The following is a 15,216-nucleotide window of genomic DNA, read 5'->3' on the forward strand; positions in this document are numbered from 1 at the left end:
GGCCGGAAGTCCTACTAGGCCCAGTCCGGGCGGACACTGGGGCCTCTCCTGTCCCGGGTTGGCCCCCGGCTATTCCGGCGCCTCGACTGAGATGGCCTCCAGATATTCCGGAACCCGTGCTTTCCAACCCAATTCACGCTTGATTCGAAGACGCAACGCGTCTGAGGCTTCCGGTTCACCGTGCGTGACGTAGGTCATCCTTGGCGCCTGCGGAGCCGAACGCATCCACCGGATGATGGCGTCGGCGTCGGCATGTGCACTGAAACCCTCGAGTTGGATCACTTCGGCGCGTATCGGAACGTCGTGTCCATAGACCCTGAGCTCACGTGCACCGCCCGCAAGCGCCGCACCGCGGGTTCCGGCGGCTTGGTAACCACTCAGCACCAGGGCGTTCTTTGGATCGGAGCCATACGCCTCTATGTGGTGCAGGATCCTCCCGCCGGTCAACATTCCGCTGGCTGAGATGATGATCATCGGCCCCCCACGGAGGTTGAGGAGCTTTGAGTCATCCGCGCTTCTGGTCATGGTGGCGAGCTGGTACATGTTTTTGAATTCCTCAGGACGCAAGCGATGCTCCTCCGGATGCTGCTGGTACATGTAAGAGGCGTCGATGGCCATGGGACTGTTGAGGTAAACCGGTACGTCCGGGATGCGTCCATTACGGCGAAGACGGGCCAACTGCAGCATCAATGTTTCGGCACGTCCCACTGCGAACGCCGCGATGAGGATTACCCCTCCACGTTTGATGACACGGTTGACTACTTCTCCGAGTTCATTTTCAGAGCTGCCCAAGGGATGTGCACGGTTGCCGTACGTGGACTCGGTGACCAGGATGTCAACAGCACCAAGTTCGCGCGGCGGGTACATGAAGGGATCGTCCGTCCTGCCCAGGTCACCAGTGAAATGGACGGAGTGCCCGCCCACTCGGACATGGATTTGGGCCGCCCCCAGGATGTGGCCTGCCGGGACAAAAGTGGCCTCAACTCCGTGGCCTAGGTCGACGGTGGCATCGAAATCCACTGGCCTGAAGCTGTTAAGTGATGTGACGGCGTCCGCGGCGGTGTAGAGCGGAAGGGCAGGCACGTGGACTGAGGAGCCCGTTTGGCTTGCGTAGCGGGCTTCCTCTTCCTGCAGATGGCCGCTGTCAGGCAGCAGCAGTTTGCAAAGCTGGTTGGTTCCATGCGTCGCGTAGACGGGCCCGCGAAAACCATCCCGGACCAAGACCGGGACGTAACCCGTGTGGTCCAAATGGGCATGGGTCAGAAGTATGGCGTCAATGGAGGAAGGCGTAACCGGGAAGGGCCTGCGATTGCGTTCCCGAAGCCGCTTATAACCTTGGAAGAGCCCGCAGTCAACGAGTACCCGCGAGCCTTGGAATTCAAGGAGATACCGCGAACCTGTGACCGTATCCGTTGCGCCGAGAAAGCGGAGTCTGGGGACGTGCTTGTTATGCATGGGGACCTATCAACGTTGGCCGGCAGTTTTTTGCAGGGGGATTCGGGGAAGCATCTGGCGCCGGGCGATGCTCCGGCGCCAGATATTTGTCCTTGCTAGGACGACGGCATGACGTGGTGATGCCGGTATTCCTGGGTACTGGGTTTTATTGCCAATGCGGTAACTACCAACGCAACGGCGCCGGCAATCCACGCGCTCCAGGCCGCGCCCGTGGCAGAAGTGAAGCCGGCTACCCACGGCGCCAGCAGCAGGGCCACGGCAATAATGGCTTGTGCCCATTCCGCGGCAGGCATCCCCGGCATGGCAAGGTTAACGACCCCGCCGATGACAAGGAGTATGCCCAGCGTGACCATTACCGCCGTCGAGGACCCCATTTGACTGGTCCACAGCACTGAGAGGGCCGCATAGGCGCCGGCTGCGACAACGGTCCAGTCCTGCCATCGCGTCCATTTCTTCATGGTGTTCTTGCTCCTTCATTGTCTGGAAACACCGCCTGCCTCTGCAGGACGGCTTCCGGTCTCCCGTATTCCCAGCGTCCGTTCAAACCACATGGCACAACAGGGCCGAAAGTCACGAGGCGGCAGGGTCCTTGGGCCCTTGTGACCCGGCGAGGAGGTCGGCAACAATTTGGAGGTGTTGAAAGATCGGCATGTGCGGTGCCCCCCGCCGGAGAGGATAATCATGAATCGCATAGAGGAATCCGGCCAGGACATCACGGCTCAGCCCATCAGTAGGGCGCAGCCCATCCGCGTCTTCATACTCGACGACCACGAATTGGTACGCCGGGGTTTGCAGGAGTTGCTGGAAAGCGAAGGGTTCGAGGTGGTTGGCATGTCCGGGTCTGCCGAGGAGGCGACACGCCGGATACCAGCCCTGCACCCCGACGTAGCGGTCTTGGATGCGCGGCTTCCGGACGGGACAGGAATCGAAGTTTGCCGGGACGTCCGCTCCGTGGACCCTCGCCTCAACTGTTTGATTCTGACCAGCTACGACGACGAGCAGGCACTGCGGGGAGCAGTCCTGGCTGGCGCTGCCGGTTACATACTCAAGGAAATTGGCGGCACGGATCTCCTGGGCGCCTTACGACGGGCAGCCCGCGGCGAATCGTTGTTCGATGAGTCCGTCAAGGCTCGGATTATCAAGGGACTGACGGAGCCCAAACGGCTGGATCCGCGCGTAGCGTCCCTGACCCCGCAGGAGCGGCGTGTCCTGGACTACGTCGGCCAAGGCATGACCAACCGCCAGATTGGCGAGGAGATGCTCCTGGCAGAGAAGACTGTCAAGAACTATGTCTCGTCATTGTTGGCGAAACTGGGTTTTGAGCGCCGGACCCAGGCCGCGGTTTTCATGGCCCACACGCCAGGGGACGACTCAGGACGAGGTCGCTGACAGGCAGGTTGACCCGCTCACCGCAACGGAACGGTCCATGTCAGCGAGGTACCTTTGCCCGGGGTGCTGGTGATGGTGCATGAACCATTGAGTTCAGCGGCCCGGCGGATCATGTTCCCCAGCCCATTGCCGGACCCGGGCTCCTTGAATCCGCGGCCATCATCGGCCAGCTCCATGATCAGGGCGCCGTCTTCCACTGCCACGGCAACGGTGATGGTTTCTGCCCCCGAATGGCGGACGGCGTTGCTGAGGCTTTCTGTAATGACTGCCAACAGGTGCTCTACGACAACCTCGTCTTCCAAGGCGTCCACGGCACCTGTCAGTGTCAGGTGAGGTGCATGTGGCAGGGCCTTTGCCCCCGCATGTATGGTCCGCAGGATCCGGCTACTCAAGAGCTCACGTTCACGGGTATTGGCCCGCAGCGAGTAGATAGTATTCCGAAGATCGCGGATGCTGGTGTCGAGCTCGTCCGTTATGGCATCGATTCGCCCTGCAGCAGAGCCTGTGGAAGTGAAACGACGCAGGCTTTGGATGCTCAGTCCTGCGGCGAAGAGCCGTTGAATCACCAGATCATGAAGATCCCGCCCGATCCTGTCCCGGTCGGTAAAGACCACCAACTGCTCACGTAAGCGATGAATACGGTCAAGGGCCAGAGCCAAGGCCACGTGTGAGCCGTAGACGGATGCCATATCAATATCGGTGGCGGAGAAGGCCCCGGTGCCGGGCGAACGGCCCAGTATGAGGAATCCCTGATGGGTGCCCTGGGCGCTGAGGTCCACCATGAGCAATTTTCCCGGCTGCCCATCGCCTGTGCCGTCAACGAGTCTCCAAGGATCATCGAAGGTGGTGGCTGCCCCGTCCAAGGTACCGGCGCCGACATCCGCGGAATCCACGGATAGCACCCGACCCCTGAGTGCGACGCTGTTTATTCCGGCGAAACCCTCCACAGTGTAGCCCCCGGGCCGCTCGGCGGCAGGCAGCAGGACCAAGGCCAGCTTCGCCTCGGATTCCAGCAAAGCCCTGCTTGCGATCAGGTCCAGGGATGCACTTTCGGGCTGGCCGTCCTCAAGCATCCTGCCGGTGATGTCCATGCAGGCTTCGAGCCACGATGTCCGGCGACGGGCGTCCTCGTAGAGGCGCGCGTTCTCAATGGCCACGCCGGCTGCGGCCGCCAAGGCAATCGCCAGATCCTCGTCCTCCGGCGTGAAGTCCTCGCCGCCGTTCTTTTCCGTCAGGTAGAGGTTCCCAAAGACCGTGTCCCGGACCCGGACCGGTACACCGAGGAACGATTTCATTGGAGGATGGTGCCGGGGAAAGCCATACGCTTTGGGATGCTGGCTGAGATCATGGAGCCGCAGCGGCGCGGGCTCAGTGATCAGGAGACCAAGGACCCCGTGGCCGGTGGGAAGAGGGCCGATCCGGCTGGCCAGGTGGTCATCGATGCCGACGGTGATGAAGTGACTGAGTGCGTTGTCCTCGCCGATGACGCCCAGAGCGCCATAGCGTGCTTGGAGGAAATCGCAGGCGGATCTTACAACCCGCTCCAACACGGATTCGAGGCTCAGATCCTCCGCCACGGCCACCACCGCTTCCAGCAGCCCCCGTGTTCTCTCCTGCGCCTGGAGCAGTTCTCCCGCCCGGGCCATGAAGTCTTTCAGGAGATCTTCCAACTGGACTCCCGGCGCGCTCGGGGGCTCGTTGCGTGCTTCCTCCGGAGAGTCGTTCATCGTCGCCTTTCGACCGGGACCGGCAACACCCTGCGAGGTGCCGCAGCCATCTACGGTGCCAGCCTACTCCGGGGCCATTCAGGCCTCCACAGTTGGCTGGGTAGGGGGCTTTGGGCCCTGTCGCAATGCCGTGGGCCGGCTTAGTGTCATCGCATGACGAACAAACCAGCTATCCCCGAGGCAGAGAACCTGGACATCAAGCAATGCTGGGAACTGCTGCGCAGTGTGTCAGTGGGGCGCCTGGCAGTCTGGGCAGGCGACCATCCCGACATCTTCCCCATTAATTACAAGGTCGATCACGGAACCTTGGTGTTCCGCACTGGCGAAGGCACAAAGCTCCATGCAGCCTTGGGGGCAACACCTGTAGCGGTGGAGGCGGACGGGGTGGACTCCGGATCCGGTATTGCCTGGAGCGTCGTGATCAAGGGGACAACAGAAAGCATCAAGTTGACACAGGATGTGCTGGACACTGTTGGCCTTTTGCTCTTTCCTTGGCAGGCTGGCCGGAAGGACCATTTTGTCCGCATTGTCCCAACTTCCATGACCGGGCGACGCTTCAAAGTGACGCCGCCCCTGACGTGGTGGAGCCCCTTGGACGATGCCACCCGCGCAGGTTTGGAGTAGTGGCCGGCCCTTCCTGGCCCGGGACCAACGGCCCTAACGACGCCGACCTGCCGCCGCTAGCGTCGAGGGCATGAAGACAAAGCCTGATGCCGTAGTAGAACGGCTGGCCCCGGACGAATGTTGGGACCTGTTGGGTGAGACCAACGTTGGCCGGCTTGCCGTCCTGGTTGATGGACACCCCGATGTCTTTCCGGTGAACTACGTCCTGGACGGAGACAGCATCGTCTTCCGTACAGGTGCTGGTACAAAATTCTGGAGCACCATGACCACCCCCTGCGCCTTGGAAATCGACGGTTACCGGGCACTCAGCGGAAAAGCCTGGAGTGTGGTCGTTCGCGGCCGGACAACCCTGATCCTGGACCGGGAGGAAAGGGCCGAGGTCGACGCACTGGGGCTCGATCCCTGGCAACCCGGCAGCAAGAACTACTACGTGCGCCTTACTCCGGACGCCGTCACCGGCCGCCGCTTCACGACCAAGCGGCCGGACCTCTGGGGAACCCCGTTGAACGACGCGCGCACCGATACTTTCCACTAACCCACTCCCAAACTGCCTTGCACGCGTGCTGGACGGCAGCCTGCAAGGCAACGCACAGGACGGATCAGCACCATGAAAGCCCTTGTTTACGGCGGTCCAGGAACCAAGACGTGGAAAGATGTTCCGGATCCAGGCATCACAGAGCCCACGGATGCGATTGTGCGCATCGACACAACCACCATTTGCGGGACCGATCTGCATATCCTCAAAGGCGACGTACCTGCGGTGGAACCTGGACGGATCCTCGGCCATGAAGGCGTGGGTACCGTCATGGAGGTTGGCAGTTCAGTTAGCGGCATCAGGGCAGGAGACCGTGTGATCATCTCTTGCATCAAGTCCTGCGGACACTGCGTCAATTGTCGGAAAGGGCTGTTCTCGCATTGCCTTGGAGACGAAGGGCAGGTGGGTACGGGCTGGATTTTCGGTCATCTCATTGACGGGACGCAGGCGGAGTTCGTTCGGGTTCCCTACGCGGACAACTCACTTCACAAGCTTCCGCACGGTGTCAGCGATGATGAGGCCGTCATGTTGTCCGACATCCTTCCCACGGCCTTTGAGATCGGTGTGCTGGATGGCCGCGTAGCTCCCGGCGACATTATCGCCGTAGTGGGGGCCGGACCCATTGGCCTGGCAGCCATGGCGACGGCGGGACTCTGCGGCGCGTCGACGATCATCGCCATCGACCCCAACGAAAGCCGCCTTGCAAGGGCCGCCGATTTCGGTGCAACGCACACCGTCAACCCCGAAAGCCCGGACTGGATCAGCGACGTCCTGGCCCTCACGGATGGTGCCGGCGTTGACGTTGCCATGGAAGCGGTGGGGATACCGGAGACTTTCGAGATGGCACTGCGGCTGGTGCGTCCAGGAGGCAATGTGGCCAATATCGGCGTTCATGGGAAGCCCATTCAACTGCCCTTGCAGGACTTGTGGATCCGCAATATCAACATCAGCATGGGCCTGGTCAACACGAACACCACCCCGATGCTCCTGCGCTTGGTTGCCCAGCACAAGCTGCCCGCAGAGAAGTTCGCCACCCATCACTTTTCCCTCGACCGGATCATGGATGCCTATGACACCTTTTCAAGGGCCGCCGAAACGGAGGCATTGAAAGTGGTAATCAGCAGGACTCCCCATGACTGAACCTTCGCCGTGAGACATCGTTTGGTGGCGCTGGTTGCGCGCTTTCCGTTGGTGGCCGGCACTGTGCTGGCCATGCTCGGCGTGGCGGCGCTGGCTATCAGCGGGAACAATGCCGCAGCCCAGGGGACGGCCACCATCTACTCGCTCTCGGTAGCGCTCTACCGCGCCGGAGGCATGGTCAAGGGCCTTTTTCAAGGACGCTGGGGTATTGACCTTTTGGCCGTAACAGCCATCTGTTCCACCGCCATTGTCGGGGAGTACATCGCATCACTTGTCATTGTTCTCATGCTGACCGGTGGCGAAGCGTTGGAGGACTTTGCCCACGGCCGCGCCACCAAGGAGCTCCGCGCCCTATTGGAACGTACCCCGCGTATTGCCCACCGTGAGGAAGCCGGTGGGAGCGTGGAAGATGTCGGCGTAGACGACGTTGGTCCCGGTGACATTCTGCTGGTGAAGCCGGCTGAAACGGTCCCCGTGGACGGTAGGCTGCTGTCCGACGTCGGGACCTTTGACGAGTCCGCGCTGACAGGCGAAAGCCTGCCGGCGGAGCGACTGGCGGGAGACTTGCTGCTCAGTGGCTCCGTGAACGGGGCCGACGCGATCCGGATGGTGGCCACGGCTTCTGCAGGCGATTCCCAGTACAGCCAGATTGTTGCCTTGGTGAGGGAGGCCGCGGCGAGTCGTGCACCTACGGTTCGCCTGGCTGACAGATATGCCGTGCCGTTCACCCTGGTTGCCTTTGTCCTTGCCGGGGCGGCCTGGTGGCTTAGCCAGGATCCAGTCCGGTTTGTGCAGGTGCTCGTTGTTGCGACGCCGTGTCCCTTGCTGATTGCCGCGCCCGTCGCCTTCCTTGCCGGCACCAGCCGGGCCGCCAAGGCCGGCATCATCATCAAGAATGCAGGTACGTTGGAACAGCTCAGCCGCGTGAAGACAGCTGTGTTCGATAAGACCGGTACTCTCACCCAAGGCAGACCTGTCCTGACCGGGATTCGCCTTTCTGCGGGGGCAGGCCTGTCAATAGACGAGCTGTTGCAGCTGGCGGCATCGGCTGAGCAGTATTCGTCGCACATCTTTGCGGCCTCCGTCATTGCGGCGGCACGCGAGCGGGGCTTACCGTTGCTGCCGGCGACGGACGCCAGCGAACACGCCACCAATGGCGTGGGTGCCGATGTCGGAACCCGGAGGGTGGTGGTGGGAAAGCCGGCGTTCGTCGAGGAAAATACGGCAGGCTTTGAAAGAACGCCCCTGGAGGGAGGGCAACTCGCGGTCTACGTGGGTGTGGGGGGAAAGTTTGCCGGGACGCTCATCATGAGTGATCCCTTGCGGGCAAATGCTGTGGAAACACTTACGGAACTCCGCAGGCTTGGTGTCACACAAACCATGCTGTTGACTGGCGACGCGTCGTCGACCGCCCATCACATCGCCGAAACCGCTGGGATCGGCAATGTCCATGCGGAGTGTCTGCCTTCCGACAAGGTCGCCACCGTTGCAGCCCTCCCTGTGCGGCCGGTCATGATGGTTGGTGACGGGGTCAACGACGCCCCTGTCCTGGCGGCGGCCGACGTCGGCATCGCCATGGGCGCCAAAGGTGCCACTGCGGCAAGTGAATCGGCGGACGTGGTCATCATGCTCGACGACCTCTCAAGAGCCGCGTTTGCGGTGGACATCGGCCAGCACACCATGCGGATCGCCCGCACGAGCATCTGGACAGGCATACTCCTGAGCTTAGGCCTGATGGCCGTGGCAATGTTGGGCGTGATCCCCGCCGTGGCCGGGGCGCTGCTTCAGGAATTCGTGGATTTGGCTACTATCCTGAATGCGCTCAGGGCGCTTGGTCCACGGCTGGCCAGCCCACATTCAAGGGCCCTTGGCCCCGCGTTCAGTAGCGCTCGGGTTCATCCCCAAGTTCAAAGTAACGGCCCTGGACGCGCGTTGGAGTGATCTCCACGTAGGTGTATTTGCGGGTCGGGATCCACGGTTTGAGGGGCAACTTGTCGGCCTCGTCGATTTCCGACTGCGACTCGATCACGCGCGCCGTCCCTTTGAGGACCACGCTCCAGGCTTCGGCGTCAACGATCTCTTCCACTTCGAAGGCAACCTTCTCATTGACGGTCAGCTCGGCAAGCTTGGTTCCCGGATTCGTCCTGAGAAGCAAACGCTTCTCGTGTGCGATGAAGTTCAAGGGGTAGATGTCCGGCTCGCCCAGGACGCTGACGGCCAAACGACCATGCTGGTTCCGTTCGAGGACCTTCCATGAGTCGGCTTCGGACAGGATAGTGCCTGGTCGCTCGTCATTTTCCACGGTCTTTCTCCTGCACTTGAGGTAGGGGCTGCCGGGCTGGAGGGCCTCTCACAGCTGATGTCCGTGATCCTACGGCTGGCCGTGTTGGCCCCAACAGGGTCGAAGGTCCTGTGGGCAGGCAGGGGACCATGACCTTCGGCTCTGGCTTCCGGGGCCTGTCCGGGAGAAGCTGTGAAGCAGCCAGTTCAGGTCTGGAGGGAAACATATGGTCCAGGGCGTTTACGTTGCTTCCGTGGCTCCGGGTTCCGGAAAGTCGCTGGTTGCTTTGGGGCTGGCCGATGCCCTGCATCGCAGGACGGGACGGTTGGGCTTCTTCCGGCCGCTGGTCAATCGCGCCGAGGCGCAGGAGGACCCCGTAATCGTCATGCTTCGGCGACTCTACGAACTGGAACCCTCCCGCTGCCGGAGCGGTATGTCCCTCGACTCAGCGAGGGCTGACGTCGCGGCGGGCCGCCAGGACGAAGTGTTCTCCTGGATCCTCGCGGAGTACAGGGGGATTGCGCAAGAGTGCGATGTGGTGGTGGTTGACGGCTCGGATCTCCGTGGAAACGACGCCGGAAGGGAATTTGACCTCAACACCAGGTTGGCGAACAACCTGGGGCTGCCTGTGCTGGCTGTGGTTGGCGCAAGGGGACTCTCGGTGGAACAAACAGCAGGCGCAGCGGAGGCAGCCGTCAGGCAGTTCAAGGCCGGGCGCTGCCCGGTCCTGGCGTTGGTGGTGAATCGCGCCGATCCCGGGGCACTGGAGGATGTCCATCGAGCTGTAAGGGCGTCTGCGGGGGAGGTCCCTTCATACGTGATACCCGAAGTGCCTCATATTTCCACCCTGACTGTTGCAGACGTCGCTTCCGCCTTGGGCCTTACCCGTCTGTCGGGCAGCACAGAGCTGGACCGTGATGTGCGCAGCATCAAGGTGGCGGGGATGAACGTGGATAACTTCCTTGAGACCCTCCGTCCGGGCGATCTGGTCATCGTTGCCGGTGACCGCTCCGACGTCATGATGGCCTGCCTGGCCTCGGCCCTGTCGCCCGAACTTCCGACGCCTGCGGGCATTATCCTGACGGATGGGTTGCTTCCCGGTGCACACGTGCTGCCGTTGTTGGAGCGTGCGCCCTTCCCTGTCTTCACACACTCGACAGATACGTATGCCACAGCACAAAAAGTCGCAGGTGTGCGCAGCGAAATCCACACGGGGGAGAACCGTAAGCTGGCAGCTGCCCTGGGTGTGTGGTCCCGATGCGTCAACGAAACCGAAATGCTCGATCGTTTGGCCCTTCCCCATCCGGCCACGATGACACCCCTCCGCTTCCTCAACGAGCTGATCGAAAGGGCCCGGAAGCAGGAACGAAGAATTGTCCTGGCCGAGGGCGAAGAATTGCGCGTCCTGCGGGCGGCCGAGATCCTTCGACGCCGGGATGTTTGCAGGATAACGGTCCTGGGCGACGTTGCTGTGATCCGGGAGCTCGCTGAAGCCCATGGCATCGATGTGAGCGGGCTCCAGATCCTTGATCCTGCCAGTTCACCGCTCAGGGAGCGCTTCGCTGCCGAGTATTGCCGCTTGAGGGCGCACAAAGGCATGATCATGGAACGTGCCCGGGAAATCATGCTTGAAGGGGCGTACTTCGGCACAATGATGGTCCAGCTCGGTGAAGCAGACGGCATGGTCTCCGGCGCGGCTCACACTACGGCCAACACCATACGGCCTGCGTTGGAGTTCGTGAAGGGCCGGGAGGGGGAGGGCCTGGTGTCCTCTGTTTTCTTCATGTTGTTTCCGGACCGGGTGTTCGTTTATGGAGACTGCGCAGTGGTTCCCGAGCCAAACGCAGAACAACTCGCGGCAATCGCCATCGCTTCCGCTGACACTGCTTCCCGTTTCGGCGTAGAGCCGAGGGTGGCCATGCTTTCCTATTCGACGGGAGGCTCTGGATCCGGAACTGCCGTAGACAAGGTGCGATGCGCTACGGAACTGGTCAGGGAAGCACGTCCTGACCTTCCGGTGGATGGGCCAATTCAGTACGACGCCGCAGTAGATGCGACCATCGCGAGCTCCAAGTTGCCTTCGTCAGCAGTGGCAGGGAAGGCGACTGTCTTCATCTTTCCCGACCTCAACACTGGCAACAACACCTATAAGGCGGTGGAGCAGTCCTCGGGTGCTATCGCCGTCGGGCCCATCTTGCAGGGTCTGCGCAAGCCCATCAACGATCTATCCAGGGGCTCAACAGTGGATGACATCATCAACACGGTAGCCATCACCGCCGTCCAGGCGCAGCACGCAGGCTAGGCGTCGTCCTCCGTAGCCACCAGAAGAACCGGGCAGTGGGCATGGGCTGCACAAGCCTTGCTGACCGATCCAATGGGCTGGTTCAGGAACCCGCCGGCGCCGTGCCTGCCTACGACGAGCAACTGTGATCCACGGCTTTCCTCGACCAATACCTTCGCTGGTTCGCCGAATTTGACAGTGACCGTCAGGTCTTCGGGGCGGGACTCTCCGAAAGCGCGTTCAAGTGCCTCGTCCACCAACCGCCTCGCCGTGTCCTCAAGCTGTGAAGTGAAGCGGGTCAGTTCATGTTCGAAGCGCGATGCCATGTAGAAATCGGACATGCCGATACACGTGATCACGTCAATGGGCCCACCCAGGGCGGACGCCAACCGCCCTGCCATTTCGAGGGTCTTCGAGGAGTATTCCGAGCCATCGACGCCGACGACGATTCGATTCGGCCGTGATTGTGAGTTCATGGGACCAGCTTGGCCCTGCGCACGGTGCCACGATAGGGCCGAAGGACACGTTTTCAGGCCGGCGAAGGGGTTCCGCTTTGCCGGTGGCGCAGCCGTTTGTAGAGCCAATCGACGCCAAGGACGCCAGGAATGGCAAGGACGGCTACGAGCCACCCCAAGGCAGTAGGCGGCGCCTGTCCAAGGATTCCGGCCAGGGGCGGAACGAACAGGAACAGGGCCAGTGCCGCCAATTCCGCGGATACAGCCCAGAGCAGGAGCCGGTTGGTGAACCATCCCTGCTTCCACGGGGGAGCCGTTGCGCTTCTGCATGCGAAAGCGGTAGCGAGTTGGCCCAGCACAACGGCGGCAAAGGCAGCCCCGGACGCTGACATCAGTACACCCGGATCCAATGATTGGCCACGAGCCCAGCCGCTGCCGAACAGCACTGTTGAGAATGCCGTCATTGCGATCAAGGCCTCGGTGGGTCCCATCACGGCAAACACCCTCAGCATGAGTAGACGGTCCAGAAGGTGCCGCTTTTCGGGAGGTCTCTTCAATACAAGCTTTCCCGGCGGCTCGGCCCCGAGAGCCAGGGCAGGCAGCAGATCTGTTCCGATGTCGAGCGCCAGGATCTGGAGGACACCAAGCGCAAGCGGGAACTGGCCGCCTGACAATGCCCAGATGACGAAAGGTGCCAGCTCTGCCACGTTGTCGGTGAGGTGGTAAGTGAGGAAGCGGTGAATGTTCGAGTAGGTTGCCCGCCCTTGTTCGATTGCGGCCACGATCGTAGCGAAATGGTCGTCCAGGAGAACCAAGTCCGCAGCTTCGCGGGCCACGTCTGTGCCGCTGAGTCCCATGGCTACTCCGATGTCGGCCTGGCGAAGCGCGGGACCGTCGTTGACGCCGTCTCCCGTCATCGCCACCACATGGCCGCGGGCCTGCAAGGCCTTCGCCACGCGGAGCTTTTGCTCCGGTGAAACCCTGCTGACCACAACTCCGTCGCGGTCCAGGAGGGCACCGAGGATCTGCTCGTCCCCCGGGAGATCGACGCCTTGGACAACGAGGTTGTCCGGACCCATCAGCCCAATTTCCGTGGCGATTGCACCGGCCGTTGATGGGTGGTCGCCAGTGATCATTGCAATCCGGATCCCAGCCCCCCTGGCTGCCTTGATCACGTCACCGACATCCGGCCTGGGCGGGTCATGGAGCCCGATGAGGCCCAAGGGTACAAGGTTGCGTTCGGCCTCCACGGCCGATCGTTCCAGCCAGTCCTCCGCCGTACCAGGCAATTCCCGGCTTGCCACTGCTATCACCCGCAATCCGCGCGAAGCCATCGACTCCACAGCGTCGGCCAAGTTGCCAGAGGTATCCCCGCACAAGGGCAAAACGGACTCCGGTGCCCCCTTAACGAAAAGCGTGGTCCCGACGATGACGGACTCCCGGCGTCTGTTGGCGTCAAAGGCAAAGCGCCGCATCGTGGTGACCGTTTCAGGCTCACGTCCCAGCAGCCGCCGGGCAAGGGAATCAATCGCCGCTTCCATAGGGTCGCCGCTGGCCGTCCATTCACCTGCATGTTGCACGGCCCGACCTTGCGACGCTGCCCGTGCACCCAAAGCAGCCAGCAACGCCGCGCTGCGTGCCTGCCCTTCGATCCGTGCAACGGGGCCGTAGCCCTCGCCCCCGATTTTCACCGGACCGTCGGAAGTGAAGACTTCGACGGCGTTCATCCGGTTTTGCGTCAAGGTACCCGTTTTGTCCGTGCAGATGAAGGTGGTTGAACCGAGGGTCTCGACTGCCTCCAGATTGCGAACCAGCGCATGTCGTTCAGCCATCCGCTGCGCTCCCATGGCCAGCGACAAAGTGACGGTGGGCAGGAGGCCCTCCGGAATCAGCGCCACGGCAACGCCGATCGCAAACAGAAACGAGTCGCGCCAGACGATTCCTACCAAGAGTGAAACGACGAAGAACAAGCCTGCAACGCTCAAGGCAACAAGTGCTACGAGCCGGACGATCCTCCGGAGTTCCAGGGTCAAGGGAGTTGGTGGCGACTTGGTGCCACTCGTGAGTGCCGCAATGGCAGCCAGTTTGGTGTTGCCGCCAGTGGCGGTGACAAGGCCCTCTGCTTCTCCGTTGACCAGGAACGTTCCGCCCCAGGCGGGGTCATTGCTGCCTTTCGGTACTGCTGCACTTTCGCCGGTCAGCATGGATTCATCCACCGTGCAGCTTGAGGCAGCAACGAGCAGGATGTCCGCGGGCAGCCTGTCGCCAGCGGCCAGAATGACGACGTCTCCCGGGACGAGGTCGCTTGCGTGGACGCTTTGGATCCTGCCATCGCGTCGTACATTCACTTCGGCCGGGAGGAGGCCCTGCAGCCGTTCAGCTGCGTGCTGGGCACGTTCTTGCTGGATGTGGGCGAAGACCCCGTTGACGATCACAACAATGATGATTGCCACACACAACTGCGGCATGCCACCGATGTAGGCCAAGGCGGCTGCGACCCACAACATCAACGCGAAGAAGTGCGTCAACTCGCCCAACAGCTTTCGCCACTGCGGCACTTTTCCGGCTTGTGGCAGTACATTGGGTCCAGCTTCTGCCAACAAGCCCGCGGCCGCACCGGAACTCAGCCCATCGGTTCCGGTCGCCGCAGGCAGCGGTGCGGGGGGTTTGTTCCCAGGGGACATCGTTTCTCCAATGCGGGATGCCTGTTCGATGAAAGGCTCCACCAGTGACCGGGACGCGTCTAGGGCCAAAGGGCACGGTTGGGAAAGGACCTTCTGCCCTACACGTGCCGCGTCTGAGGCGTTAGGCTCTGCGCCATGGAGAACACATCACCGGACCAGGAAACCAAAGAACTCAGCGTTCACGACTGCTGGAAGTATCTGCAGTCCACGTCCACGTGCAGGGTGGCACTCATCAATGGGGACGTTCCAGAGATCTTCCCGGTCAACTACATCCCCAATTTCGGGACGCTGCTGTTCAGGACCGGGCAAGGGACCAAACACAAGGCCCTCCGCGAAGGGTCCGTGCTTGCGATGGAAGCTGACGGGTTCAACCGCTACGGGACCATTGCCTGGAGCGTCATCATCAAGGGACGCCCCGAGTTTGTGACCCATCCCGAAGAAATCCAGGAAGCGGTGGATGCCGGCTTGTCCCCGTGGCAGCCCGGTCCCAAGGATATTTTGGTGCGGGTGACGCCCACGGAAATCAGCGGACGGAGGTTTGTCATCACACCACCCTCCAAATGGTGGCCACCGGTGGATCCTGCCGCATCTGACGACGACGAGGCCGCGGAAGGGGACGACGCCGTAACCGGGTAGGTGCCCACG

General features: G+C 61.9%; 13 protein-coding genes. 7 read left to right on the plus strand and 6 right to left on the minus strand.

Annotation, left to right across the window (positions count from 1 at the left end; all coding sequences use genetic code 11):
- Window positions 1–69: 69 nt before the first annotated feature.
- Together LDN75_RS12835 and LDN75_RS12840 are read right to left on the minus strand one after the other, a co-directional pair.
- Window positions 70–1,455, minus strand: a complete 1,386-nt coding sequence (locus LDN75_RS12835; protein ID WP_223932686.1) for an MBL fold metallo-hydrolase — start codon at window positions 1,453–1,455, stop codon at window positions 70–72.
- Window positions 1,456–1,550: 95 nt separating this feature from the next.
- The gene (locus LDN75_RS12840) at window positions 1,551–1,913 is read right to left on the minus strand and encodes an SPW repeat protein (protein ID WP_223932687.1); all 363 of its coding nucleotides are present in this window, start codon (window positions 1,911–1,913) and stop codon (window positions 1,551–1,553) included.
- Between the two features lie 223 nt (window positions 1,914–2,136).
- Between LDN75_RS12840 and LDN75_RS12845 the strand changes: the two genes are divergently transcribed.
- Window positions 2,137–2,844, plus strand: coding sequence for a response regulator transcription factor (locus tag LDN75_RS12845; RefSeq protein ID WP_223932688.1), 708 nt, complete (start codon window positions 2,137–2,139; stop codon window positions 2,842–2,844).
- A gap of 17 nt (window positions 2,845–2,861) precedes the next feature.
- Here LDN75_RS12845 and LDN75_RS12850 read toward each other — a convergent pair whose 3' ends face one another.
- Entirely contained in the window at window positions 2,862–4,571 is a 1,710-nt protein-coding gene (locus tag LDN75_RS12850) for a GAF domain-containing sensor histidine kinase (RefSeq protein WP_223932689.1), read from the minus strand.
- Between the two features lie 153 nt (window positions 4,572–4,724).
- Between LDN75_RS12850 and LDN75_RS12855 the strand changes: the two genes are divergently transcribed.
- The 4 genes from LDN75_RS12855 (at window position 4,725) to LDN75_RS12870 (ending at window position 8,811) form a co-directional block, all read left to right on the plus strand.
- Window positions 4,725–5,195, plus strand: coding sequence for a pyridoxamine 5'-phosphate oxidase family protein (locus LDN75_RS12855; protein ID WP_223932690.1), 471 nt, complete (start codon window positions 4,725–4,727; stop codon window positions 5,193–5,195).
- Window positions 5,196–5,265: 70 nt separating this feature from the next.
- Window positions 5,266–5,730 carry a pyridoxamine 5'-phosphate oxidase family protein gene (locus LDN75_RS12860; protein WP_223932691.1) on the plus strand — a complete coding sequence of 155 codons (465 nt, stop codon included), beginning with the start codon at window positions 5,266–5,268 and terminating at the stop codon, window positions 5,728–5,730.
- Between the two features lie 72 nt (window positions 5,731–5,802).
- A complete protein-coding gene (locus LDN75_RS12865) occupies window positions 5,803–6,870 on the plus strand; it encodes a zinc-dependent alcohol dehydrogenase family protein (RefSeq protein WP_223932692.1) in 1,068 nt (355 codons plus the stop codon).
- A 72-nt stretch (window positions 6,871–6,942) separates the two neighbouring features.
- Window positions 6,943–8,811: a heavy metal translocating P-type ATPase gene (locus LDN75_RS12870; RefSeq protein ID WP_223937574.1), complete on the plus strand. Its 1,869-nt coding sequence runs from the start codon at window positions 6,943–6,945 to the stop codon at window positions 8,809–8,811.
- Here the strand turns inward: LDN75_RS12870 and LDN75_RS12875 are convergent.
- Window positions 8,750–9,172 (minus strand): pyridoxamine 5'-phosphate oxidase family protein, encoded by a 423-nt coding sequence (locus LDN75_RS12875; protein ID WP_223932693.1) that lies wholly within the window; start codon window positions 9,170–9,172, stop codon window positions 8,750–8,752. The two genes, LDN75_RS12870 and LDN75_RS12875, sit on opposite strands and share 62 nt — an antisense overlap.
- Window positions 9,173–9,377: 205 nt before the next feature.
- Between LDN75_RS12875 and pta the strand changes: the two genes are divergently transcribed.
- Window positions 9,378–11,453 (plus strand): phosphate acetyltransferase, encoded by a 2,076-nt coding sequence (gene pta, locus LDN75_RS12880; RefSeq protein ID WP_223932694.1) that lies wholly within the window; start codon window positions 9,378–9,380, stop codon window positions 11,451–11,453.
- Here pta and LDN75_RS12885 read toward each other — a convergent pair.
- Window positions 11,450–11,908, minus strand: a complete 459-nt coding sequence (locus LDN75_RS12885) for a universal stress protein (protein WP_223932695.1) — start codon at window positions 11,906–11,908, stop codon at window positions 11,450–11,452. The two genes, pta and LDN75_RS12885, sit on opposite strands and share 4 nt — an antisense overlap.
- A 53-nt stretch (window positions 11,909–11,961) precedes the next feature.
- A complete protein-coding gene (locus LDN75_RS12890; RefSeq protein ID WP_223932696.1) occupies window positions 11,962–14,571 on the minus strand; it encodes a cation-transporting P-type ATPase in 2,610 nt (869 codons plus the stop codon).
- Between the two features lie 135 nt (window positions 14,572–14,706).
- Here LDN75_RS12890 and LDN75_RS12895 point away from each other — a divergent pair, with 135 nt between their 5' ends.
- On the plus strand, window positions 14,707–15,207 hold the full coding sequence (locus LDN75_RS12895; RefSeq protein ID WP_223932697.1) for a pyridoxamine 5'-phosphate oxidase family protein: 501 nt from the start codon (window positions 14,707–14,709) through the stop codon (window positions 15,205–15,207).
- Window positions 15,208–15,216: the final 9 nt, after the last annotated feature.

Source organism: Arthrobacter sp. StoSoilB5 (assembly GCF_019977235.1).
Taxonomy (GTDB): Bacteria; Actinomycetota; Actinomycetes; order Actinomycetales; family Micrococcaceae; genus Arthrobacter.